Annotated in this window: 22 protein-coding genes; 11 read left to right on the top strand and 11 right to left on the bottom strand. The window is 62.5% G+C overall.

Annotation, left to right across the window (positions count from 1 at the left end):
• Positions 1-16: 16 nt before the first annotated feature.
• The 6 genes from AC3EML_RS22400 to AC3EML_RS22375 all read left to right on the top strand — a co-directional run bounded on the left by AC3EML_RS22400 (position 17) and on the right by AC3EML_RS22375 (position 6666).
• Entirely contained in the window at positions 17-415 is a 399-nt protein-coding gene (locus AC3EML_RS22400) for a nuclear transport factor 2 family protein (RefSeq protein ID WP_023667583.1), read from the top strand.
• Positions 416-568: 153 nt separating this feature from the next.
• The gene (locus AC3EML_RS22395; RefSeq protein WP_352520563.1) at positions 569-1372 is read left to right on the top strand and encodes a potassium channel family protein; all 804 of its coding nucleotides are present in this window, start codon (positions 569-571) and stop codon (positions 1370-1372) included.
• A 202-nt stretch (positions 1373-1574) separates the two neighbouring features.
• Positions 1575-2819, top strand: coding sequence for a Calx-beta domain-containing protein (locus AC3EML_RS22390; RefSeq protein ID WP_488505317.1), 1245 nt, complete (start codon positions 1575-1577; stop codon positions 2817-2819).
• A gap of 206 nt (positions 2820-3025) precedes the next feature.
• Positions 3026-4759: a type I secretion system permease/ATPase gene (locus AC3EML_RS22385; protein ID WP_352520461.1), complete on the top strand. Its 1734-nt coding sequence runs from the start codon at positions 3026-3028 to the stop codon at positions 4757-4759.
• A gap of 1 nt (position 4760) precedes the next feature.
• On the top strand, positions 4761-6110 hold the full coding sequence (locus tag AC3EML_RS22380) for an HlyD family type I secretion periplasmic adaptor subunit (protein WP_352520460.1): 1350 nt from the start codon (positions 4761-4763) through the stop codon (positions 6108-6110).
• 52 nt (positions 6111-6162) lie between these two features.
• Complete coding sequence (locus tag AC3EML_RS22375; protein ID WP_352520459.1) at positions 6163-6666, top strand: hypothetical protein; 504 nt, start codon at positions 6163-6165, stop codon at positions 6664-6666.
• Positions 6667-6702: 36 nt separating this feature from the next.
• On the opposite strand, the gene AC3EML_RS22370 is transcribed toward AC3EML_RS22375, so the two are convergent.
• Positions 6703-7584 (bottom strand): DMT family transporter, encoded by an 882-nt coding sequence (locus AC3EML_RS22370; RefSeq protein ID WP_023748534.1) that lies wholly within the window; start codon positions 7582-7584, stop codon positions 6703-6705.
• Between the two features lie 183 nt (positions 7585-7767).
• On the opposite strand from AC3EML_RS22370, the gene AC3EML_RS22365 reads away from it, so the two are divergent.
• Positions 7768-8274, top strand: coding sequence for a hypothetical protein (locus AC3EML_RS22365; protein ID WP_023681578.1), 507 nt, complete (start codon positions 7768-7770; stop codon positions 8272-8274).
• Between the two features lie 6 nt (positions 8275-8280).
• On the opposite strand, the gene AC3EML_RS22360 is transcribed toward AC3EML_RS22365, so the two are convergent.
• Entirely contained in the window at positions 8281-9609 is a 1329-nt protein-coding gene (locus AC3EML_RS22360; protein ID WP_352520457.1) for a DNA polymerase IV, read from the bottom strand.
• Between the two features lie 67 nt (positions 9610-9676).
• Here AC3EML_RS22360 and AC3EML_RS22355 point away from each other — a divergent pair, with 67 nt between their 5' ends.
• Positions 9677-10252, top strand: a complete 576-nt coding sequence (locus AC3EML_RS22355; RefSeq protein WP_352520456.1) for a GNAT family N-acetyltransferase — start codon at positions 9677-9679, stop codon at positions 10250-10252.
• A 99-nt stretch (positions 10253-10351) separates the two neighbouring features.
• Positions 10352-11839 carry a hypothetical protein gene (locus AC3EML_RS22350; RefSeq protein WP_023805307.1) on the top strand — a complete coding sequence of 496 codons (1488 nt, stop codon included), beginning with the start codon at positions 10352-10354 and terminating at the stop codon, positions 11837-11839.
• A gap of 24 nt (positions 11840-11863) precedes the next feature.
• Here the strand turns inward: AC3EML_RS22350 and AC3EML_RS22345 are convergent, their stop codons facing one another.
• Together AC3EML_RS22345 and AC3EML_RS22340 are read right to left on the bottom strand one after the other, a co-directional pair.
• Positions 11864-12517 (bottom strand): hypothetical protein, encoded by a 654-nt coding sequence (locus AC3EML_RS22345; RefSeq protein WP_023681574.1) that lies wholly within the window; start codon positions 12515-12517, stop codon positions 11864-11866.
• Positions 12514-12813, bottom strand: coding sequence for a DUF3572 domain-containing protein (locus AC3EML_RS22340; RefSeq protein WP_352520455.1), 300 nt, complete (start codon positions 12811-12813; stop codon positions 12514-12516). Before AC3EML_RS22340 ends, AC3EML_RS22345 begins: the two co-directional genes overlap by 4 nt.
• A gap of 239 nt (positions 12814-13052) precedes the next feature.
• On the opposite strand from AC3EML_RS22340, the gene AC3EML_RS22335 reads away from it, so the two are divergent.
• Positions 13053-13424 carry a response regulator gene (locus AC3EML_RS22335; protein WP_023667574.1) on the top strand — a complete coding sequence of 124 codons (372 nt, stop codon included), beginning with the start codon at positions 13053-13055 and terminating at the stop codon, positions 13422-13424.
• A 24-nt stretch (positions 13425-13448) separates the two neighbouring features.
• Complete coding sequence (locus tag AC3EML_RS22330) at positions 13449-14822, top strand: PleD family two-component system response regulator (protein ID WP_352520454.1); 1374 nt, start codon at positions 13449-13451, stop codon at positions 14820-14822.
• Positions 14823-15230: 408 nt separating this feature from the next.
• On the opposite strand, the gene rpmG is transcribed toward AC3EML_RS22330, so the two are convergent.
• The 7 genes from rpmG to topA form a co-directional block, all read right to left on the bottom strand.
• The gene (rpmG, locus tag AC3EML_RS22325; RefSeq protein WP_006201775.1) at positions 15231-15398 is read right to left on the bottom strand and encodes a 50S ribosomal protein L33; all 168 of its coding nucleotides are present in this window, start codon (positions 15396-15398) and stop codon (positions 15231-15233) included.
• 422 nt (positions 15399-15820) lie between these two features.
• On the bottom strand, positions 15821-16276 hold the full coding sequence (locus AC3EML_RS22320; RefSeq protein WP_352520453.1) for a YqfO family protein: 456 nt from the start codon (positions 16274-16276) through the stop codon (positions 15821-15823).
• Between the two features lie 115 nt (positions 16277-16391).
• Positions 16392-17567, bottom strand: a complete 1176-nt coding sequence (locus tag AC3EML_RS22315; RefSeq protein WP_352518654.1) for an MFS transporter — start codon at positions 17565-17567, stop codon at positions 16392-16394.
• Between the two features lie 79 nt (positions 17568-17646).
• Entirely contained in the window at positions 17647-18387 is a 741-nt protein-coding gene (locus AC3EML_RS22310; RefSeq protein WP_023681569.1) for an NUDIX hydrolase, read from the bottom strand.
• 87 nt (positions 18388-18474) lie between these two features.
• The gene (locus tag AC3EML_RS22305; protein WP_031194788.1) at positions 18475-18927 is read right to left on the bottom strand and encodes a DUF983 domain-containing protein; all 453 of its coding nucleotides are present in this window, start codon (positions 18925-18927) and stop codon (positions 18475-18477) included.
• Entirely contained in the window at positions 18927-21233 is a 2307-nt protein-coding gene (rnr, locus tag AC3EML_RS22300; RefSeq protein ID WP_023815374.1) for a ribonuclease R, read from the bottom strand. Before rnr ends, AC3EML_RS22305 begins: the two co-directional genes overlap by 1 nt.
• A gap of 4 nt (positions 21234-21237) precedes the next feature.
• Entirely contained in the window at positions 21238-23901 is a 2664-nt protein-coding gene (topA, locus tag AC3EML_RS22295) for a type I DNA topoisomerase (RefSeq protein WP_488505316.1), read from the bottom strand.
• Positions 23902-24024: the final 123 nt, after the last annotated feature.

Here is a 24024-nt window from a genome sequence, read left to right as displayed (position 1 = left end):
ACAGGAACGCACAATCATGCCCAGCCGCGAACGCGTCGAAGCCTTCCTCAAGGAGGTGGTCGAAGGCAGCCACGTCAAAGCGATCGCCGACTTCTACCATGACGATGCCACCATGCAGGAAAATCTCGGCGTCCCGCGGCGCGGCAAGGAAACACTGATGGCGCATGAGCAGGCAGCACTCGACCGGATCGAGAAGATGCACACCCATCCTGTCCAGACATTCCTGGTCGATGGCGACAATGTCGCCATCCGCTGGACCTTCGACCGTGTCGACAAGGCCGGCACCGTGCGCCGGCTGGAAGAGGTGGCCCTGCAGCGCTGGCGTGGTGACCGGATTGCGGAGGAGCGGTTCGTCTACGACACCGCCTCGGCCTGGCGCCTCGTCGGGCCGGACGGCAAGGTGGTGGAGGGCTGACGGTCACCGGGGCCACTAGATCATGATGAGATTTGGTTGAAATCTCATCATGATCTAACCCTTTGTTGGAGCATGATCTTTTCCAAAAACCGGCACCCACTTTTTGGGATCATGCACTAGACGGCCCCGGCTGGGACAGTTACGCACTTGGTGATGAAAGCAGCCGAGAAGGACGGATTGCAGCAAAGCTCAGCGATGGCGCGGCTGCGTGACCGGCTGCGCAAGCTCTATCACGGACGCACGCCGGCGGCGTTCCGGTTTCAGCTGGTGGCGGTCATCATCGACCTCGCCATCATCGCCTTCTTCGTTGCCACGCCGGTGCTCCAGGACAAGCCGTCATTCCTGTGGCTCGACTATACCGTCGCCGCATTGGTCGCCGCCGACCTGATTGCCCGGCTGTTAGCCTCCAACGACATGCTGCGGCTGATGAAACAGCCGACATCCTGGGTCGATGTCTTCATCCTTCTGACGCTGCTGATGCCGACGGCGCTGGCAAATCTGGCGTTCCTGCGCATCCTGCGGCTGTGGTCGCTGTCGCGCAGCGGTTCGCTGTGGCAGCATTTCGAAATGCGTGGCTTAAGGCCCTGGCGCGAGGCGAGCCACGCGGTCATCAACCTGTTGACGTTCCTGTTCGTCATCACCGGCTTCGTCTACACCTTCTTCTTTCGCACCGGCGCCGGCCTCGAGAACTATATCGATGCGCTGTATTTTACCGTCGCCACGGTGACGACGACCGGTTTCGGCGACATCGTGCTGCCGGGAATTGCCGGCAAGCTGACCGCAATCGTCACCATGATCATCGGCATCTCGCTGTTCGTCAGGCTGGCGACAGCGATCTTCCGACCGGCCAAGGTGCTCTTTCCCTGTCCACAATGCGGCCTGCAGCGGCACGAACCGGACGCCGTGCATTGCAAGGCCTGCGGCCATCTTCTCAACATACCAGATGAGGGGAATTGACGAGCTGGAGACCATCCCCACAGCGCGAGGGATTAACCAGGATTTGCTACATTAGAGATCGATCATAGACTTCCTTTGGTCGTTGTGGCACTATGGTTACCAAAGGGTTAAGGCTTGGCCCTTGCGAAATGGGTTAGCGCGGTCGACCTGGCGGAGGAGTGTTATCTGGCAAACGACTGCTGTTGGGTGGGGAGTAACGTCTATGGCAATAGGGGATATCAAGACTTTCAACATCACATCTGGGGGGCTTACGCTTCAGGTTACCGCCATCGATATGGGTAACGGGACAACGACCTTCGATATCAAATGCGTCAGCGGCTATGCGGACATCAACGCAATCTATTGGGGAGATGATGTCGCTGACGGCAGCCAGTTCGACCTGGGCACCAAGAAAGACAACAGCCTGAATATGAACGGAACCGGGGTCGATTTCGATGGCGGCCTGAAGCTGTCGTCGACCGGGCTCGGCACCGAGGGTGTGAACAAGGCCACCTATCTCACGGCGGGCGAGCACTACTCGATCCTCGGCGCAAACGTGAACTGGGCCGACGTCGACGTGTTCGGCATTCGCGCCACCAGCACCAGCACGGCCGAAGGCAGCATCAAGGGAACGGACGGCAGCGCCGACGTGACGCTGGCCCCGAAGGTCTGCGTCGACGACGCGACGCCGGTCGTGGAGGGCAACAACGCATCGTTCCTGATCCATCTGGATCATGTCTACGCCTATGACGTCACCGTCAACTACACGACTGTCGGCGGCACGGCGACGGATGGCACCGACTATACCCATACACAGGGTTCGGTGGTGATCCATGCCGGGGATCTCAATGCGACCGTCTTGGTAGCAACCACCGATGATGCCGCGGTCGAGTTGACCGAGGGCTTCACGCTTCACCTGACCGGGGCGACGGCGGACATTCCGGGACCCGACATTTCGGTGGCACTCCTGTGCATCGACGGCGACGGAACGATTCTGGATAACGACGTTGCGCCTCCGCCGCCTCCGCCAGTGTCGGATCTCGGTCTGTCGCACGGATATTGGATGACGCATGACGGCACGGGACCCCAGCCAAACGACTGGAACGTTGCGACCGACACGTCCTTCGAGTCCATTTTCGGCGATCATGGGAGCTGGGATATCGATGCGCCCTTCGACACCAATGGCGCGCCTTACACCCAAGGTGCTGTAGTCGCCGACATCGACTTCACCCTGGCGCTGAGCCTTGGCGGTGGCGGGCAGAACGCACTGGCTCGCGAGGCTGTCGGGGCATACCTGAACGCCATCGACGAAGACAATGTCGACAATGGCGGGACGGGATACGACTTCGCTTACAGCGCGCAGGAGGTCAAAGACCTGGTCAATGACGCCTTTGACACGGGCAATGACGGCTCTGGCGGTCATACGATGCAACAAGTCATTGACCTGCTCCTCGCCAGCCACGACTGAGGATGTTTTGACGTTTGAACCTGGGGCCGCATGACAGCGCGGCCCAGGATCGGTTCCGGTTGTCGGTCAACCGCACGTTTGCTTGACCATCTCGCTTTCGATGAAATTCGGGTTCTATGAAATTCGGGGCTGGACCGCTGGGCGCGGTGCCTGCCGCCGATAGAGTGCGTTGAAGAGGCAGGGCCGGGGGCGGCTCCGTGTATCCAGTGGCGTTAAAACCGAAATCCGAAGAGATCTCGCGCGTCTTCCGCGCCTGCCGCGGCTATTTTTTGACCGCGGCGCTGTTCAGTCTGGCCATCAATCTGCTCTATCTCGCAGGCCCGCTTTATATGCTGCAGGTCTACGACCGTGTGGTTTCGTCGGCAAGCGAGACGACGCTGGTCATGCTGACGGCGGCACTGCTGATGGCCTTTGTGGCGCTCGCCGGTCTCGATATGATCCGCGCGTGGGTGTTGACGCGGGCGAGCGTCCGGCTCGACCGGTTGCTTGGCGGGCGCATCGTGGCCGCCACCATCGACGTCCTCGGCGGCGCGGCCTCCAAAAGCCAGCCGCTGCGCGATTTCGACACCTTTCGCCAGTTCGTCACCGGCGCCGGCATGCACGCCATCTTCGACCTGCCCTGGGCGCCGATCTATATCGGCATCATTTTCTTGCTGCATCCCGTGCTCGGGTTCTTCGCGCTCGGCTGCGCCGTGCTGCTCTTGCTCATGGCCCTCGTCAACGAGTGGGTCGTGAGAGGGCCACTAACGGAGGCCAACGATGTAGCGACACTCAATTATGGTTTCACCGAGATGGGGCTGCGCAACGCCGAGGTCGTGCGCGCGATGGGCATGACCGAGGGTCTGCTGAGGCGCTGGAGCCAGGACCGTTTCCGCGTGCTTGACCGGCAGGCGGTTGCGAGCGACCGCGCCGCCACCATGCAGAGCCTGATAAAGTTCCTGCGCCTTTCAATGCAGTCCGTCATTCTTGGTCTCGGCGCCTATCTGGTTATCAACCGCATGGCGACCGCCGGCGCGATGTTTGCGGCGAGTATCCTGCTGGGCCGAGCGCTGCAGCCGGTGGAGCAGACAGTCGGCGCCTGGCGGGGGCTGGTCTCGGCACGCGGCGCCTGGTTGCGCGTCAAAAGCCTGCTGCTCGCTACACCACTGCGCGAACAGGCGCTCACCCTGCCGCGGCCGGCGGGGCGGTTGTCCGTCGAAGGGCTTACCTATGTGACGCCCGGATCGAACAGGCCGATCCTGCGCGGAGTGACCTTCCAGATCGAGGCGGGAGAGACGCTCGGCGTGATCGGGCCGTCAGGCGCCGGCAAGTCGACGCTGGCGCGACAGCTGATCGGCGTGCTGAAGCCGTCAGCTGGCGTGGTGCGCCTCGATGGCGCCGACGTGTCCGTCTGGCCGCGCAACTCGCTCGGGCGCCATCTCGGCTATCTGCCCCAGGATATCGAACTGTTTGCCGAGACGGTCGCCGCCAATATCAGCCGTTTCCAGACCGACATGGATAGCGAAGTGGTTGCCGCGGCTCAATTGGCCGGCGTCCACGAGATGATCCTGCGGCTGCCGAATGGCTACGATACCCAGGTCGGCGAAGGCGGCGCCGTTCTCTCCGGCGGATATCGCCAGCGGATCGGGCTCGCCCGCGCCGTCTTTGGCGAACCGAGCGTGGTCGTGCTCGACGAGCCGGCTTCAAATCTCGACGTCGAAGGGGATAGCGCCCTCGCTGAATGCATCGCGGAGCTGAAACGGCAAGGTGCCACCGTCGTCATTATCTCCCATCGTCCATCAACGCTTGCGCAGGTCGACAAGATTCTGCTGCTTCGCGACGGTGCCGTCGAACTCTTCGGCGAGCGCACCGAGGTCATTGCCAAGCTGTCGCGCCCGCTCAGGGCGGTTCCTGCCCAGGCACCTCCAGATACCGCACTTGTCGCGACCGTGGGAAACTGAGATGTCAAACGCTCTGGTTCTCGATCACTCCCGTCAGCAACTATCAGCTAGGGACGAGCAGCCGCCGAGCGATTCGGCCCGCGGCGCCGTCCGGGCGGGCCTTGCCATCCTGGTGCTTTTCTTTGGTGGGTTTGGCACCTGGGCAGCAATGGCGCCGCTCAACGGCGCCGTTGTCGGGGACGCAATCATCAAAGTCTCGGGGAACCGCAAAAGCGTGCAGCACCCGCAAGGTGGTGTCGTCAAGGAAATCCGGGTGGCCGAAGGCGACAAGGTGAAGGCAGGCGACGTCCTCATCGTCCTCGACGACGTCGAGGTGCGCGCCGAATTCGACATCCTGACGCAGCAGTTCGCGCTTATGCGCGCAACCGAAGCCCGCCTCGTTTCCGAATTGGAAGGCCGAGCCGCGGTCGAATTTCCGCCCGATCTTATGAAGCGCCGCGCCGAGCCCTATTTCCGCACGGCGATCGAGGGGCAGGTCAGGGAGTTCGAAACGCGCCAGATCGCCATCGAAGGGCAGGAACAAGTTCTGAGGCAGCGGATCAGTCAACTCGATGAGGAGATGCTGGGGAGCGAGGGCCAAGGAGCCGCTTATCAGGCGCAACTGGATTCGGTGATCGCCGAAAAGGACAGCCTGGCCGATCTCCTTGCCAAAGGCTTGATCACCAAGCCGCGCATGTTGCAACTCGATCGAGCCGCGGCAGGATTGCAGGGGCAGATTGCCACCGCCCGGAGCGCGCTCTCCCGTGGCCGTGACGGCATCGGTGAATATCAAAAGCAGATCACCCAGTTGCAAAAGGACCGCAAGGCGGAAATCACACGCGAACTGCGCGACATTCAATCCAAGCGCCTCGACGTGAGTTCCCGCCTGCAGAATGTCGCAAGTTCGCTTGCCCGCACTGAAGTGCGGTCGCCCTATTCCGGCGTGGTCGTAGACCTCGACGTGTTCTCCGTTGGTGGCGTCGTTGGCGCAGGGGCCAGAATCCTGGATGTCGTGCCTGATAAAACTTCGCTCGTCGTCGAGACGAAAATTGCCGTTCAGGACATTAGCGATGTCCACCCAGATATGGCGGCGGAAGTCCATTTTACGTCATATAAACAGCGCCTCATTCCCATCATTCATGGCACCGTAACGGGAATATCCGCCGATCGTCTCGTTGATGAACGGACGGGATTGCCATACTACGTCGCCGACGTGACGATAGACCAAGAGGAACTCGCAGCAAGCCCGCAGATACGGCTATATCCGGGAATGCCTGCAACAGTGATGATAACCACCGAAGAGCGCACGGCGCTGGACTATTTGATTGGTCCGCTCGTGGCTTCGTTCGACAAGGCGTTTCGTCAGCGTTGATCGGAAATGCAAGGTGCTCGCTCAACAATGACATGGCGGTCGGGAGTATCTCTTGGACTTTCCTAATTTTGCCTGGTTAGCAGATCGGGTTCTGGCGGCTTACAGCGAGGCACCGTGGCCTCTGCAAGTCCTGGCATTGCTGATTCCGACCATGCTCGCGCTGCTGTCGCGCAGCCTTCTCGCCACGCTTTGGGTCCTTCCGCTCAATGCTGGTGTGATTCTGTCGCTCACCGTGCAGACACATCCTTTTTCGCCAGAGGGAGCGCTGCTGTTGTATGCCATCGCGTATCTCGGCAGCTTTCTCGGCGTGATCGAGCGGCGCCAAAGAAGCGGTGAGGCCGCTGCCTCCGAGCGCATGCGGGAACTGGGCTCACAACTCACGGTATTTTTAGAGGGGCTCGATCGTCGCGCCCGTATCATTGAGGAAGTTTCGGCAAAGCTCAAAGCTTCGTGCAGCACGCAACCCCAAACATCGACGAGCGAAACGGAGCCAACAGTGACTGAAATAGCCAGAAAGCGAGGAAACAAAATCACCGACAATGCCACCACGCTCTGAAATGCGCGCCCAGGCTGTTTGATAATGCGCCATGGTTTAGGACGCCGCGACCTCGGCCGGCTTTGGCGCCTTGCGCTGCAGGTTGAGCAGGTTGCCCATCAGGATCAGCAGGGCGCCGCCGGCTGTAAAGATGTCGATCTGTTCGCGGTAGAGCAGCCAGCCGATCAGCGCCGACAGCGGCACGCGCAGGAAATCCATCGGTGAAATCACCGTAGCGTCGGCATAGGTGAGGGCACGCGCCATGCAGAAATGCGACGACATGCCGGTGAAGGCAATCAGCAGGATCCATGGCCAGAGTTCGAGCGGTGGGTTGCGCCATTCATAAAGCGCCGGGATCAGGCCGACCACCGACTGGATGATCAGCATCCAGAAGATGATGCGCACGACACTGTCCGTGCGGGTCAGCGACTTGACCAACACCACCGATACGCCAAAGCACACGGCCGCGCCGAGAACGACGAGGTGACCCGGATCCATGGAGCCGACGCCGGGGCGAACGATGACCACCACGCCGATCAGGCCAAGCACGACCGCCGCAATTTTCGGCCGGGAGAGCCTTTCGCCAAGAAAGGTCACCGCCAGGATCGCGGTCCAGATCGGCGTGGTGAATTCGATCGATATGAGCACCGCAAGCGGGATCAGCGTCAGCGCATAGAGCCATGCCGCCTGGCCCGTATAGTGGATGACATTGCGAGCGATATGGGCCAACGGGCGCTGCGTGCGCATTGCGGCGAATCCGCCGCTCATCGTCACCAGCGGCAACAGGATGAAGAAGCCGATCACCGAGCGCAGTTCCAGCACCTGGAAGACGTTGAGCTCGGCGGTGGTTGCGCGGCCGGCGACTGACATCGCCAGAAACGAGGCGATCGACAGCGCCATCCAGAACGCGGCTTTGGGGATCGATGGGGAAGGTGCCATAGGCGCTATGTCGCAAGCCGGGACTTCTATCGCAACCGTTAGGCGACGCATTCGACTGGGCCAGACCGTTGCGAAAACAGCCATGCTGGAAGTGGAACCTGACGAAACGGCAGGCGTTGGTTCCCGGTATTGGCCAATTGCTGGACGCATCGTTTCTTCAACATCAACGGGGAAGAGATTCCGATGAAATCATTCGCGCGGTTTCTGCTAGCCGGCTGCCTGCTAACTGCAAGCGCCGCGGCCCATGCCGACGAGGCGAATTTTCTCAGCTCCTTGCAAGGGAATTTCTCCGGCAAGGGGACAGTCAAGGTCACCACCGACGCACCGACGGTGAATGTGTCCTGCACCTTCAATTCCGACGCGACCTCGAGCTCATTGTCGCTTGACGGCAATTGCCGTGGTCTTGTCGTGGTGACGCGCGCCATCAGCGCCAATCTGAAGGCCCGCGGGGCGAAGTATACAGGCGTCTATGTCGGGTCGCGCACCGGGCCGGCACAGCTCGCCGGCAGCCGTTCCGGCAACGCGATCAGTCTCGGCATTCGCTGGGCGGCGGAGGTCAATGGCGATCGCAAGGCGCGGTTGACGGTCGAGAAAACCAGCGGCGACGGAATGCGGTTGACCGTTACCGACGTCGATCCGAAAACCGGCAAGAACGTGGTGACGAGCCGCATCGATCTCAAGCGTATCTAAGCCGTCTCACTCCTCGATCGGCTCCGGCGGGTTGGCGTTGCGGCCTTTACCGAAGGTGTAGCCGGTTTCCACCGCCTTCTTGCCGAACTTGTCGCGCAGCGTATCGATGGCGCTTTCGGCCATGGCGCGCTTGCGCGAGCCGACGTCGACGAGATCGGGCGGATCGGCCTTCTCGTCATCCGAGAGATCGCTGACACCGATGCCAAGCAGCCGGTACTTTGTCCCGTCCGCCTCCTTGCGCAACAGCTCGAGCCCGGTCTGGAAAATGCGGTCGGCCAGCCGGGTCGGGTCGCCGAGCTGGCGGTTGCGGATACGCAGCTTGAAATCCTGCGTCTTCAGCTTCAGCACCACGGTGCGCCCGGCAATGCCTGACTTCTTCAGCCGCGCCGAGACCTTTTCCGACAATCCCCTCAGCACTGGAACCAGTTCGCCCATTTCAGCTATGTCGGTGTCGAAAGTGGTTTCGGCCGACACACTTTTCGCATCCTGGTCGGGATCGACACGGCGGTCGTCCTGGCCGCGCGAGAGATGGTAGAGCCGGGTGCCCATCACGCCATAGCGGCGCATAAGATCGGCGCGCTCCATGCGCTGCAACTGGGCGATGCTGCGGATGCCGTCGCGTTCGAGCGTTGCGGCAAAAGCCTTGCCGACGCCCCAGATCAGCGTCACCGGCTGTTCGGCCAGGAAACCCAGCGCCTCGGCTTCGCCGATCACCGAAAAGCCGCGCGGCTTGCGGAAATCGGAGGCAACCTTGGCCAGGAACTTGCAGTAGGAAAGGCCGGCCGAAACGGTGATGCCGATTTCCTTTTCGACGGTCTGCGCAAAGCGCGCCAGCACCACCGCCGGCGGCATGCCGTGCAGGCGCTCGGTGCCGGCAAGGTCGAGAAACGCCTCATCGATGGAGAGCGGTTCGACCAGCGGCGTGAGCGCCTGCATCAAGGCGCGGACATCGCGGCCGACGCGGACGTATTTCTCCATATTGGGCGGGATGACGACCGCTTCCGGACAGGCTTCGAGCGCCTTGAACATCGGCATTGCCGAGCGCACCCCCTGGATGCGGGCGATGTAGCAGGCGGTGGAAACGACGCCGCGCTTGCCGCCGCCGATGATCAGCGGCTTGTCCTTCAGCGCCGGATTGTCGCGCTTTTCGATCGCCGCATAGAAGGCGTCGCAATCGATATGCGCCAGATGCAGCTGGTAGAGCTCGGGATGGCGGGTGAGTCGAGGGCTGCCGCAACGCTCACAGCGCCTGGTATCGCTGCGCTGAAAGGTCAGGCAGTCGCGGCAAAAACCGTGCTCGGGATTGTTGACAGGGGCCGCCATCGCTGCGAACATAAAGAGAACAGATGCAATGGTACGTCAGGACGGAAGCCGCCACAAGCGGTTAGCCGGGAGAGAACTCATGAGCACCACCATAGCGCCGCTGGCGCCTGACCTATGGGCGGATTTCGAGGATCTTTTCGGCAAGCAGGGCGCCTGTTACGGCTGCTGGTGCACGCATTTCCGGATGGCGCCGGCGGCCCGACGGGCCAGCGACAAGCAGCGCAACAAGGATCATATCAAGGCGCGTATCGAGGCCGGGCCGCCGCCGGGGCTTTTGGCCTTCGAGGACGGCCAGGCGGTCGGCTGGATGCAGATCGGTCCACGCGCCGACGTGCCCGAATGGAACAATCGGGGCCGGGGCTCGGCGCCGGTCGATCCAACCGACGCCGTAGATCCCGGCGTCTGGGCCATCTCCTGCTTCTTCATCCGCGCCAGCGCGCGTGGCCGGGGCGTCAGCCACCGCCTGGTCGAGGGCGGCATCGCTTTTGCCCGCCAGAACAAGGCGCGGCTGGTCGAGGCGTGTCCGATCGACGTGTCGCGCGATTCGCGTTCGATCGGGCTGTTCGTCGGCTCGTCGCGTGTGTTTGAAAAGGCCGGCTTCGAGCGGCTTGTCGAACGCAAGGCCGGACGGCCGCTGATGCGGCTGGTGTTGTAGTCAATTACCCGTCGGCGTTTGTTGATGTCCTGTGGAAGCTGTAGGTTGGTTTCATAGCAGACGAACGAAGCGTTCCTTTTTGGTCAAATGGAGAATTTTGTGAACCGTGTCCTGCCGCTTGCTTTCCTTCTCGCCCTCAGCGCTCCTGCCTTTGGCCAGGCTGTCGATGCCCAAGGTGCCAAGCAACTTTCCGATGAGCTCTCTCGCTATGTCGGCAAACAGGCGCTCAATGAAGGCATTTTGAAGATCTCAGCCGAGGAGGGTGCCTACAAGATCACCTTCGATGTGAAGGCGCTTGTGGCGAAGATGCCGAAGCAGGATCTGAAGCGGTTCGATTTCCCGCCCGTCACGCTGCGGGTCAAACCGCGCAGCGACGGAGGCTGGGATGTCGCCTCGGATTTCTCTACGACTGGGTCCATCGAGGTAAATGGCCCAAATGGCCTGAACACCGGGCAAATCGTTGTCAAGGATGGCAAGTTCACGGGCGTCTATGACCCGGAACTGGCGGCATTTACCAGCGGCACCAGTTCGATTGCGGGCATGACGATGACGTCGCGCCAAGTCAGTCAATTGACCGATTTGAGCGTGGGGCTGGGCTCTTCCAAATTTGACGCCAGGAAGTCGGCCAACGGCGGCGTCGATCTTAATTTCACACAGGCGATGGCGGACTTCGTCGAAACGGTCAAAATCGATGACCGGTCAATCGCAGCGCTCCGGGCACCGGAGCTCGCTGTGAACGTGACCGCTAAGGCCATTCAGACCAAGCCGCTTCTGGATCTTTTGGCGTTCGCCGTCGCCCATGAGGACGAGGCCCGGCTGAAGGCCGATCAAGCAGAGTTCAAAACGCTTCTGCTCGGTGCGCTGCCGCTATGGGAACGGATCGATGGGACCTACGCATTCAAAAACCTTGCCATTGAAACATATGCCGGCAATTTCGGCGCGGCGCAGCTGAACACCGTTGTCGGCATGGACGGCATCAGCAAGGACGGCAAGATCAGCTACGCATTCAAGGTTTCCGGCCTGACAATACCGCAGCAGATGCTGCCCAGTTGGACCGTTGCGTTGCTGCCGACGGATCTCGACCTGAATTTCGGCGGCGCCAACATCGATCTCGACAGTATGGCCAGGAAAACCATCGACACCCTCGATTTCAGCAAGGATCCACCGCTGCCGCCAGATTTCGGCGACGAGATTTCCGCCAATTTCCTGGCCAAGATACCAAAATTCGTTCTCGGGCACAGCACGGTGAAGAACGGCGACATCGAGGTCGCCATGGAGGGCGAAATGACGTTCCCCGGCAAGAAGCCGGATGCGAGCGTGACCGTCAACGTAACCGGCTACGACAAGATCGTTGAAACCTTGCAGGCGGCGGCTAAATCTGACCCGGAGGCATCGCAGGCTTTCACAGGGGCGCTTGCGATTAAGGGATTCGCCAAGACGCTGCCGGACGGCCGTATCGAATGGGTGATCAACGCCAGGCATGATGGGTCGGTGACGGTCAACGGCGCGATGCTGAAGGGGCCTGATCCGGTCGTGGAAGACAACGCCGATCCGGATGCGATCCCTGGGACAGCAACGAAGCCTTGAGCACTGACCTCGGGGGCGGCTAACTCAGAGTCCCAGCGCGCTAGCAATCTTTGGCGCGGCCTCGTGCCAGTCCTCGACGGAGATGATGTCGTCCGGCACCGGCGGCAGGAAGGCGCGCAGCGAATTGTCGGCCATCAGGTGGAAGAGATGGGCGTCGGCAACCGAGTTGCGTGCCGAGATGAGGTTGGCGGGCTGGTCGTCGACAAAGGCTACCGGCCGGCCTCTGCTACCACGCAATTTGGCCACCGCGGGTCCCTTGGCCATTTCGGTGGTCAATAGCGGATAGGGCAGACCGAGCGCATCGAGATGGGCGCGGCGGGCGGCGCGATGCCGGTGCGGCATGGCGGTCAAAAGGACGATCTCGACGCGGTCGCTGAGGCTGGCAAGCGCTTGTTCGGCACCGTCGGTAACGCTCTGCCAGTCGGCCTGCGTATCGAAGAAATCTCCGAGAAGTGCCGTCACCTCCGGCTGTTCGATCAGCCGGCCGCTCGCCGTTTCGGCAATGTTGCCGGTGAGACGGAAGGAGGCCAGGGTCAGGCCGAAGCCGCGCGATTTCAGGAAATGCGGAAACGGCCGGATGAATTCGAGCACGACATCGTCGACATCGAGGATCAGCAGAGGCCGGTCGTCGGCTGCAAGTTCGGCGATCTGGCGTGCCGTCTCGGGATCGTCGCTCATATCGAATGCTCATGGTCGTCGCCGCCAAGAGGCAGCGCCCGCAACGCCTTGCCGATGGCGGCCGGGGGCGTGTCGGTTTCCTCGGCAAAGCGCAGCAAGGTCGGCTCGTGGGCAAGCATGAACTGCAGCACGCCGGCAAGGAATCCCGGTTCGGCCGCGGCGCGGCGGATGGCGGACGCCTCGATGCCGGTGATGGCCAGGAAGCGCGGCAGGAGTTCGGGGTCGGCGGCGACGAAGCCCAGTGCCTTCACGGCAATGGTTTCCGCTTCCTCGCGCATTGACGCTGCGTTTGCCATCACTACTTTCTCGTTGCGGAAATGAGTCTCTTTTCCGCAGTAATCGCAAGCGTCGCCTGCGGCAAGCCACAGCCCCGATCCAATGTGGTTTTCGAGGTGGAATCCGAATGGCTTTTGCCGCTTCGGGTTTCCATTTCGTCAATTATATTGCCTTAAGAGTGAGCGAGGGTTTGGTGTGCTTCGACAAAGGCGCATAGCGGCAGGGCTTCGGGCAGAAGCCTGGCCGGGACGGGAAATCGATGCCTAAGAAGGTCATGATCGTCGAGGACAACGAGCTCAATATGAAGCTCTTTCGCGACCTCATCGAAGCCAGCGGTTATGAAACGGTGCGCACGCGCAACGGGCTCGAGGCGCTCGATCTGGCGCGCCAGCACAGGCCCGACCTGATCCTGATGGACATCCAGCTGCCCGAAGTGTCGGGGCTGGAAGTGACGAAATGGCTGAAGGAGGACGACGACCTCCATTCCATTCCGGTCATCGCCGTCACCGCCTTCGCCATGAAGGGCGACGAGGAACGCATTCGCCAGGGCGGTTGCGAGGCCTACATCTCCAAGCCGATCTCGGTGCCGCGTTTCATCGAGACCATCAAATCCTATCTCGGTGATGCCTGATGCCTTCAGCCGGAGCCTTGTGACATGACCGCGCGGATCCTCGTCGTCGACGACATCCCTGCCAATGTCAAACTTCTCGAGGTTCGGCTGCTGGCCGAATATTTCGAGGTGTTGACGGCCTCCAACGGGCCGGACGCGATCGAGACCTGCGAAAACGGCAAGGTCGATGTCGTGCTGCTCGACGTGATGATGCCCGGCATGGACGGGTTCGAGGTCTGCAAGCGGCTGAAAAGCGATCCGGCGACCGCGCATATACCGGTGGTCATGGTGACCGCGCTGGGCCACGTTGCCGACCGGGTGCGCGGCCTCGAGGCAGGCGCCGACGACTTTCTCACCAAGCCGGTCAACGATCTGCAGCTGATGACGCGGGTGAAGAGCCTGGTCAGGCTGAAGTCGCTGACCGACGAGCTGCGGCTGCGCGCATCGACCACCCGCAACATCGGCATCGAGGCGCTGTTGAGCCGCAGCTTCGCGTCGGAGGACGCCACGCCGAAGGTGCTATTGATCGACGAGCGCAAATCGTCGGTTGAGCGCATCCAGAAAATGCTGCGCGGCAGCGCCGAGCTCGACATTGCGACCGATCCGCATGCCGGCTTCTTCCAAGCCGCCGAGGCGCCCTATGAGTGCGTGCTGATCTCGACCGGTTTTGCCGATTTCGATCCGCTGCGGTTGTGTTCGCAATTTCGTTCGCTCGACCGCACCCGCTTCCTGCCGATCATCCTGATTGCCGATGGAGGCGAGGAGGAGCGCATCATTCGCGGGCTCGAGCTCGGCATCAACGACTATCTGATGCGGCCGATCGACCAGCAGGAGCTGACGGCGCGGCTGCGCACGCAGGTGCGCCGCAAGCGCTACAACGACCAGCTGCGCGCCAGTGTCACCCAGACCATCGAGATGGCGGTGACCGACGCATTGACCGGGCTGCACAACCGCCGCTACCTCGACAGCCATTTGCAGACGCTGTTCGACCGCGCCGTGGCGCGGCGGCGGCCTCTGTCGGTGATGATCACCGATCTCGACCGCTTCAAGACCGTCAATGACTCGCATGGCCATGATGGCGGCGACGATGTGCTGCGCGAGTTCGCAAGGCGGCTGCGCAAGAACGTCAGGGGCATCGACCTTGCCTGCCGCTTCGGCGGCGAGGAATTCGTCGTTGTGATGCCGGACACGGACGGCGCGGTGGCGGAGAAGGTTGCCGAGCGCATTCGCGCCGAAATCGCCCAGCTGCCGTTTGCCATCGGCCCTGACGGCAAGGCGATCGAAGTCACGGTCAGCGTCGGCGTGTCATCGGTTCTGAAGGGCGCGGACACGGTCGCGGCGTTGATGAAACGTGCCGACGTGGCGCTCTACGAAGCCAAAAGTGGCGGCCGCAACCGGGTCGTCGCCAAGGCAGCGTAGGCTAGACCACCGATTATGCAGTCAATCGGACAGGGTTAGGAATTTACCTTAATCCAAGCGATTCGGCAGGCTTGGTTAAGAAACTATTGATTTTCAAACATTGTTGCGCAAATGTGCGGTGCAAGAACAAGGGCGATGCGGGCACGAGGGTAGACAGCCGCATCGCTTCGCCGAATACCCCATGATGCTCAGGTCCGCCGCATCTCCTGGGTCCGTGGGGTCGGCCGGCCGGCGCTGGCACATAGTGGCCTCCTCGTACCGCTGCCATACGCCGACCGGCCCCCTTTTTGCCAAAACATGAGATGAGCACTTCGCGCCAAACAGCGGAGGGTTCTGGCTTTTCGGGGCCTTGAATCAAAAACGCCGCCCGAAGGGGCGGCGCTTTTGACAGAGCGTATGAAAACCAGATTACTTGATCTTGGTTTCCTTGAACTCGACATGCTTCTTGGCGACCGGGTCGTATTTGCGGAACGACAGCTTGTCGGTCTTGGTACGGCTGTTCTTGCTGGTCACGTAGAAGAAACCGGTGTCGGCGGTCGACAGAAGCTTGATCTTGATGTTTGCGGCTTTGGCCATTGTATCAGTCCGTTATGTTCGTGGGGTTTTGGCCGCTGGAGCGGGGGAAAACACCCGGACGCGGGAAACTTGGCGCGACACATAAAGAACGTGCCCGGAAAGTCAAGCCCGACGCCTTGCCTGTGTCGTAAGCACATGAGTTGTCCGGATTAGGTAGCACATGAGTTGTCCGGTTTTATCATCGGCCCGATGGAGGCTGAGGATGAGACGGACAGCATGACTATAGGCCGGCGAATGCCGCGACGCTGCGAAGCGGCGCTGGTTCGGCAGGGTGGATTGGTCACCCGCGCCCAACTCTTCGCAGGCTCAGGGCATTCGAATCTCGAAAAACCACGCAATTGGCTTTTCGTCCGCTACGGACCGCTTCTCACCTCACAACGGAGAAGGTAAGGCCGGTGCTTCCCCTCAGCGGGGCCGGATTTCTAGGCTTCTTCCTTAACTGGAAGTGCTTTCTTCCAGTCCCCGGTGGTGTTCCACCAGCGATTCGGATTGGCGCGGTCGTCCAGGCCCTTGGAGCGGCCGGCGAGGATCGGCTGGATGCGGATCACCGGCTCCTGGTAGGAATGCGCCTGGAAAATCGCCTCGACGACGCGGGCGGCGAGCACCTGGTCGTCGGGCAACTCGAACGAGACCTCGACGGTGCCGGGGCGGCGGCGCAGTTCGGTTTCGACGCCGGCGGCTGCACCTTCCAGCGGTCGGTAGCGTTCGATGCCGTGCGCCGTTTGATAGGCGTTGCGGTCGTATTTGCCCATTGCCAGCGGCGCGATCGCGACCACGGCGTCCATGATGCGGTCGACATCGGCTGCCGGGGCCTGGAAGCTGACAAGCAGCAGAAGCGTCATGCGCAGAGATGTGGTTTCAAAGCCGCTGTCGATCATCGCCGTATCCTCAAACTCGGGTTTTTTGGGACACCCTTTTAGCTGAGGTCTCCTGACACGGTTCTGTCAGCAGCGGCGACGTCCCGTCAGGATTGCGCAGGCTGCGGCGGACAGGCTACCAGATCTTGCGGATCAGCCTGGCGCTGACCAAGGCGATATAGGCGGCAAAGAACAGGCCGAGCGACCAGCCGAAGCCGGAGGGCCCGAAGGCATCCATGCCGATGCCGATCGCCTGCGGGCCAAGCACCATGCCGACGCCGTAGCAGAGCACGAAGGCGGCGTTGGCCGAGGCCAGTTCATGGCCGGAGAGCTGCGAGCCCAGATGGGCAAGGCCGATCGTGTACATGGCGGCCACCACGCCGCCCCAGACGAACAGAAGCGCCGCCATGAGGTGCCAATTGCCGGCGAAGAACGGCATGAAGATGGTGCCGGCAAGTCCGACCGTGGCGCAGGCCAAAAGCAGATAGCGGCGGTCTGAGACGCGGTCACTGATCATGCCGATAGGGATCTGCAACAGCACGTTGCCGAGGCCGATCATGGTGAGCAGGAGGGCTGCATCCGCCTCGGAATAGCCGATGCGGTTGCCATAGACGGGGAACAGCGCAAAGCCGCCGGTCTCGACAGCGCCGAACACCAGCACGGCGGCGGTCGCTGTCGGCACTAGCCAGATGTAGCGCAGGAAGTTGCTGGTTTCGCCGTCAACCACGATTGTGGGACTTTCATTCCGTGCGGCCAGCACCGGGATTGCGGCCAGCGCGACCAGGACGATGATGACGCCAAACGGCAAGAAGCCGGTGCTGCCGATATGGGCGAAGATCCATGGCCCGGCGGCGAAGCCGAGCGACAGCACTGTGGCGTAGATGCCGAGCACCAGGCCGCGCCGGCGCGGCGGCGCCGAGGTGCTGATCCAGAATTCCGACAGGATGAACAGCACCGTCAGCGCGATGTGCAGCACGACGCGTAGTGGGAACCACATCCAGAAGTCCGGCGCGAAGTGGAAGCCGACAAAGGCGAGCGCGCCGGCGGCGATCATGGCGATCATCGTCCAGGCGACGCCGAAGCGCATCGCCAGCGGCGTGGCCAGCGGGGCGCCGGCGATCGAGGCAAGGCCGGCGACCGCGGTGTTGAGGCCGATCATCGATGCCGAGTGGCCGCGGCTCTCGAGAATAACGCTGAGCAGCGGCATGCCGAGGCCTATGGCGATGCCGACGACGCTGATCGACGAGATCGCGGCGATCATCGGTAGCCAATGTACGCGCTCGTCGCCCTCTTGCTGGGTATCGACCGTCATGTGATGCCTGAATACTCTGTCTGTTTGATATTGCGTAATTCCGGACGGAAAACCGCGTCACACTTTTCCTGGAATTGCTCTAAAGAATTTCGCGAACGAAGCGGTTGCGGATAAGCCGGTAGAACGGCACGGACCCACCGGGTCGCAGGCGTGGATCGCCGGCAAGCCGCGTCTCCAGCTCCTGCAAGATCGTTCGGGTGATGTCGGGGATATCGGCCTCTCTGGCCTTGGCGAGCGGCAGCCAGACTAGTTCTTCCAGCTCATTGGTCGGGCCGCCACCCGGCAGTTCCACGGCGACATCGCTGCGCCAGGCGCTGAAGAAGCGGGTGTCGAAACGACGCACGCGATTGGGCGGGGTGATGGCGCGGGCGATGAAGCGCAGCGGCGCCAGCGAAGGCTGGACGCCGTGCTCGACAAAGCCCTGCCAGTCGCGCTTGTCGGTTGCGAACGAGCCTTTGCGGCCGATGAGCAGGCCGGCTTCCTCATAAGTCTCGCGGATGGCCGAGAGCGCGATGGCACGGGCCCGCGACGGGCTGATGCGGCCGACGCCGGCGGTCAGCCTGGCTTCTTCCTCCGGGAGCAATGGGGTGGCAGCGGCAATGCGGCTGTCGGCCGAATCGGTGCGGCCGCCGGGAAAGACGAACTTGCCGGGCATGAAGGCGTGGCCTGCATGGCGCCGTCCCATCAGCACCAGAATCTCGTCGCCCTCGCGGTCGAGCAGGATCAGGGTGGCGGCATCGCGCGGGCGTATGGGCAGGCCGCTGTGGGCGGCCGCGCCACGGTCCATCCTGCTGACTTCCGCCTTGGTCATACCTTCCATGCGCAGGACCTAGCGGAAACTTCTGGCAAACGAAAGTGGCCTTTCACGGTCGGCATGTTGCGCCAGGCGACATTGCCCTGACGCAAACTAGGTTCCGGGATGCGGCTCGGTGCCGTCTTTTTCGCCGCCGAAGCCGTGCATATAGAGCGCCCATTGCAGTCCGATGACGGCGCCCTTGACCGGTTGCAGCAGAGCGACCGACAGCACGATGGTCAACGGCACCCAAATGGCGATGTGCTGCCACATGGAGAGCGTCGACGTCGCCTCGACGCCCATGAAGGCGCCGAGAACGATGTGGCCGACAATGACGATGACGAGATAAGCGGGCAAGTCGTCGGCACGGTGGTGGTGGAACTCCTCACCGCACACGGCGCATTTGTCGACGCTCTTGGTGAAGCCGGCGAACAACCTGCCTTCGCCGCAATGCGGGCAGCGGCCAAGGGCGCCGCGCTTCATCGCCGTCCACAGCGGGCGGGCGACTCGGCCCGAATGATGTTCGCCGCCGAAAACCTGCTTCTGGATTCCCATTTCGCTTGCCATTATCGTCTCCTGCCGCGCGACCCCGGGCGCGATTGCGACGCGCGGGCGCGGCCTTTTGCCTTGTGAAACGACCGTTTGGAGCCGGGCAGGGGCTTCGGGTCGGTCAGCATCTCGAAACGCATCGCGCCGGCCATAGGCGCCACCTCGATCAGGCGAACCTCGACGCGGTCGGCAAGCTGATAGCCCTTGCCGGTGCGTTCTCCGAACAGCGATCGCGCGGTTTCGTCATATATATAGTAATCGCCATCCAGACTTGACACCGGGATGAAGCCATCTGCGCCAAACTGCGGCAATTGGACAAATAGTCCCGATTTGGTGACGCCCGAAATGCGGGCGTCGAAGCGGTCGTCGATGCGCTCGGCGAGGTAGGCAGCGATCAGCCGGTCGACGGTGTCGCGCTCGGCCGCCATGGCGCGGCGCTCGGTGCCGGAGATCAGCACCGCGACGTCTTCCAGCCGCGTCTCTTCGTCCTGCGTCAGCCCGCCGGGGCCGAGCCCAAGTGCGGCAATCAGCCCGCGATGCACGATCAGATCGGCATAGCGACGGATCGGGGAGGTGAAATGCGCGTAGCGCTTCAGGTTGAGGCCGAAATGGCCGATGTTCTTGGGCGAATATTCGGCCTGACTCTGCGAGCGCAGCACCACTTCGTTGACTAGCCCCTCATTGTCGGCGCCACGCACGCGCTCGAGAATGCCGTTGAACTGGGCGGGCCGCATCTGCGCGCCACGCGCCAGTGACAGGCCGAGCGTCTGCAGGAACTCGCGCAGCGATTCCTGCTTGGCCAGCGACGGCGCATCGTGGACGCGGTAGACCAGCGCCTGCTTCTTCGCTTCCAGCGTTTCGGCGGCGGCGACATTGGCCTGGATCATGAATTCTTCGATCAGCTTGTGGGCGTCGAGCCGCTCCGGGACGATGACGCGGTCGACGGTGCCGTCCGGCTTGAGCAGGATCTTGCGCTCCGGCAGATCAAGCTCGAGCGGCTGGCGGCCATCGCGGCCGCGCTTCAGGATGGCGTAGGCGTCCCACAGCGGCTTCAGCACCGTATCGAGGATCGGGCCGGTCTTGTCGTCAGGAAGGCCGTCTATCGCGGCCTGGGCCTGCGGATAGGCGAGCTTTGCCGCCGATTTCATCATGACGCGGTGGAAGGTGTGACGCAGCTTGCGGCCATCGGCGGCAAAAATCATGCGCACGGCAAGCGCGGGACGGTCCTGGCCTTCGCGCAGCGAGCACAGGTCGTTGGAGATGCGCTCTGGCAGCATCGGCACGACGCGGTCGGGGAAATAGACAGAATTGCCGCGTTTCAGCGCCTCGCGATCGAGTGCGGTGCCATAGCGGACATAGGCCGCAACATCGGCGATCGCCACTGTGGCGATCACGCCGCCGGGGTTCTTCTCATCGAGGTCGGGCGTGGCGAAGACGGCGTCGTCATGGTCCTTGGCGTCGGCCGGGTCGATGGTCACCAGCGGCAGGTCGCGCCAGTCCTCGCGGTGAGCAAGCGTCGCCGGCTTTACAGCCTCGGATTCGGCGATGACGTCGGCCGGGAAGATATGCGGAATGTCGTGCGCGTGGATGGCGATCATCGAGACCGCCTTTTCGCTGGTCAGCGAGCCCAGCACCGCCAGCACTTTTGCGCGCGGCAAACCATACCGGGAGGCCCGCGCCGGCTCGACCTCGACAAGGTCGCCGTTCCTGGCGCCGTTCTGGAATTCCTTGTCGACGATCAGTTCGGGCTGGCGACGTTCGACCGGCTCGATTCGGAAGGTGCCGTCCCTCAGGATACGGAAGACGCCCAGCACGGCATCTGTCCGCTTCTCGAAAATCTTCATTACGCGGCCCGTATAGGCAGGCCCGGTCGCCTCGTCGGTCGGGAAGGTCTTGGCCAGCACACGGTCGCCAATGCCCGGCTGCGGGCCATTGCCGCCGCGGGAGACGCGGATCGAGATCACCGGCGGTTCGCCGGTGCCGACGGCCTCCGCCGGATGCGCCAGCAGAATACCGTCGCCGTCGCGGCCGAAAATGTCGAGCACGGCGACATGGGGCAGGGCGCCGACACGGGCCAGCCGCTTGCGCTCCTTGGTCAGGATGCCTTCGTCCTGCAGGTCGCGCAGAATGTCCTTCAGCCAGATGCGGTCGTCGCCGCGCAAGGCAAACGCCTTGGCGATGTCGCGTTTTCCCGCGCGGTCGGGGTTCTCGGCGATGTAGCGCAGGATTTCGTCACGCGAGGGCCTGTAGTCGTCCTTGACCTTGGCCCTCGTGTCGGCGGTGCGCGGATCGCCGTGGCTTCTACCGGTGATCCTGCGCGCCACGCTGCTATCCCTTTTTCTTCGCCGCCGGCTTCTTGGTCGCCGACTTCTTGGCTGTGGTTTTCTTGCCAGTGGTTGTTTTGGCAGTGGTTTTCTTGGCTGTGGGAGCCTCGGCGGCTGCCGCCTTGCGGAACGGCTTCTTGCCGCCGCCCTTGGCTTCCTTCTCGGCAATCAGCGCCACCGCGTCCTCGACGGTCACCGACTGCGGATCCTTGCCCTTGGGCAGTGTCGCGTTGACCTTGCCGTAGTTGACATAGGGCCCGTATTTGCCATCGCGCACGACGATCTTGCCGCCGCCATCGGGATGGTCGCCGAGTTCCTTCAGCGCCGCCGCGGTGCCGCCATTGCGGCCGCCCTTGCCCTTCAGCTGCTTCTCGGCGATCACGGTGACAGCGCGGTTGAGGCCGATCGAGAACACATCCTCTATGCTGTCGACATTGGCATAGGTGCCATCATGCAAAACGAATGGACCATAGCGGCCAAGCCCGGCGGAGATCATCTTGCCGGATTCAGGATGCTTGCCGATATCGCGCGGCAGCGACAGCAGCGCCAAGGCCTTTTCATGGTCGATCGAGTTGGGCGTCCAGCCCTTGGGCAGGCTGGAGCGCTTGGCTTCCTTGCCGTCGCCGCGCTGGATATAAGGACCGAAGCGGCCTGAGCGCAGCGTGATTTCCTCTGCCGTGTAGGGATCGTTGCCGAGCACCTTGGTGCCGTCCTCGCCGCCGCCATTCTCGCCATTCGGGTTGGCGGCATCGCCGAGTTGGCGGGTAAAGGAACATTCCGGATAGTTGGAGCAGCCGACGAAGGCGCCGAACTTGCCGAGTTTCAGCGACAGATTGCCGGAGCCGCATTTTGGGCAGATGCGGGGATTCGAGCCATCCTCCCGCGCGGGGAACACCAGCGGCGCCAGTTCCTCGTTCAGCGCATCGAGCACGTCGGTGACGCGCAGTTCCTTGATGTCGGCGACCGCGCCGGAAAAGTCTTTCCAGAAGTCGCGCAGCACGTCCTTCCAGGCGAGCTTGCCGTCGGAAATCTCGTCAAGCTTTTCCTCGAGTGAGGCCGTGAAGTCATACTCGACATAACGCTCGAAGAAGCTTTCGAGGAAAGCCGACAGCAGCCGGCCCTTGGCCTGCGGCACCAGCCGGCGCTTGTCGATGCTGACGTAGTCACGGTCTTCCAACGTCTTCAGGATCGCGGTGTAGGTCGACGGACGGCCGATGCCGAGCTCTTCCAGCTTCTTGATCAGCGACGCCTCGGAATAGCGCGGCGGCGGCTCGGTGGTGTGCTGGGTGGCATTGATCGCCTGACGGGCCAGCTGCTCGCCGGCACGGATCTCGGGCAGGCGACGGTTTTCCTCGTCTTCGGCGTCCTCGTCCTTCTGGTCGGTGTAGGCGGCGATGAAGCCGTCGAAGCGAACGACCGAACCGACGGCGCGAAGCTCCGCCGTGCGGGCGCCATTGACCGCCTCGATTTCGACCGTGGTGCGCTCGATCTCGGCCGACTGCATCTGGCTGGCGATGGCGCGCTTCCAGATCAGCTCGTAAAGCCGCAGCTGGTCGGAATCGAGATACTGCCTGACCGAAGCCGGCGTGCGCATGAAATCGGTCGGGCGGATCGCCTCGTGCGCTTCCTGGGCATTCTTGGCCTTGGCTGTGTACTGGCGCGGCTTTTCCGGCAGGTATCTTGGGCCGAATTCCTTGGCGATGGCGTCGCGGGCGGCGTCGATCGCCTCCGGCGCCATCTGCACGCCGTCGGTTCGCATATAGGTGATCAGGCCGGTGGTTTCGCCGCCGATCTCCATGCCTTCATAGAGCCGCTGCGCCACCTGCATGGTGCGCGTGGCCGAAAAGCCGAGACCCGACGAGGCCGCCTGCTGCAGCGTCGAGGTGGTGAAGGGCGGGCCAGGATTGCGCCGCGTCGGCTTGGCTTCCACCGACAGAGCCTTGAAGGTCGCGCCTTCGAGCATGCCCTTGATATCGTCGGCCTGCGCCTTGCTGGCGATGTCGAGCTTCTGCAGCTTCTTGCGCTCGAACGCGGTCAGCCGCGCCTCGAAGCTGTCGTTACGTGGTGTGCCGAGGAGGGCAGCGATCTGCCAGTATTCCTCGCGGATGAAACGTTCGATTTCGGATTCGCGGTCGCAGACCAGGCGCAGCGCCACCGACTGGACTCGGCCGGCCGAACGGGCGCCCGGCAATTTGCGCCACAGCACCGGCGACAGCGTGAAGCCGACGAGATAATCGAGTGCGCGGCGAGCCAGATAGGCATCGACCAATGGCGCATCGATCTGGCGCGGATTGGCCATCGCTTCCAGCACCGACGATTTGGTGATGGCATTGAAGACGACGCGGCTGACCGGCTTGTCCTTCAACACGCGCTTCTGCTTGAGCACCTCCAGCACGTGCCAGGAAATGGCTTCGCCCTCGCGATCCGGATCGGTGGCGAGGATCAGGCCATCGGCATCCTTGACCGCGTTGGCGATGTCGGTGAGACGCTTTCCGGACGCGGTGTCGACCGCCCAGGACATGGCGAAATCCTCGTCGGGACGCACCGAACCATCCTTGGCCGGCAGATCGCGGACATGGCCGAACGAGGCCAGAACCTTGAAGTTCTTGCCGAGATACTTGTTGATTGTCTTTGCCTTGGCCGGCGATTCGACGACGACGACGTCCATGAGGTCTCATATCAGCTGTGGGGCGGCAGAAGAATTCCGCTGCGTGACGCATTCAATTGGTCGCTCACATGGCCGCGCTTTTGCGATCGGTCAAGGGCAAGCGGCCAAAATGCGGAGGCGTGT

Source organism: Mesorhizobium sp. P170090 (genome assembly GCF_057786115.1).
The sequence above is the reverse complement of the archived record's forward strand: the minus strand, read 5'-3'. Positions and strand labels throughout refer to the sequence as shown.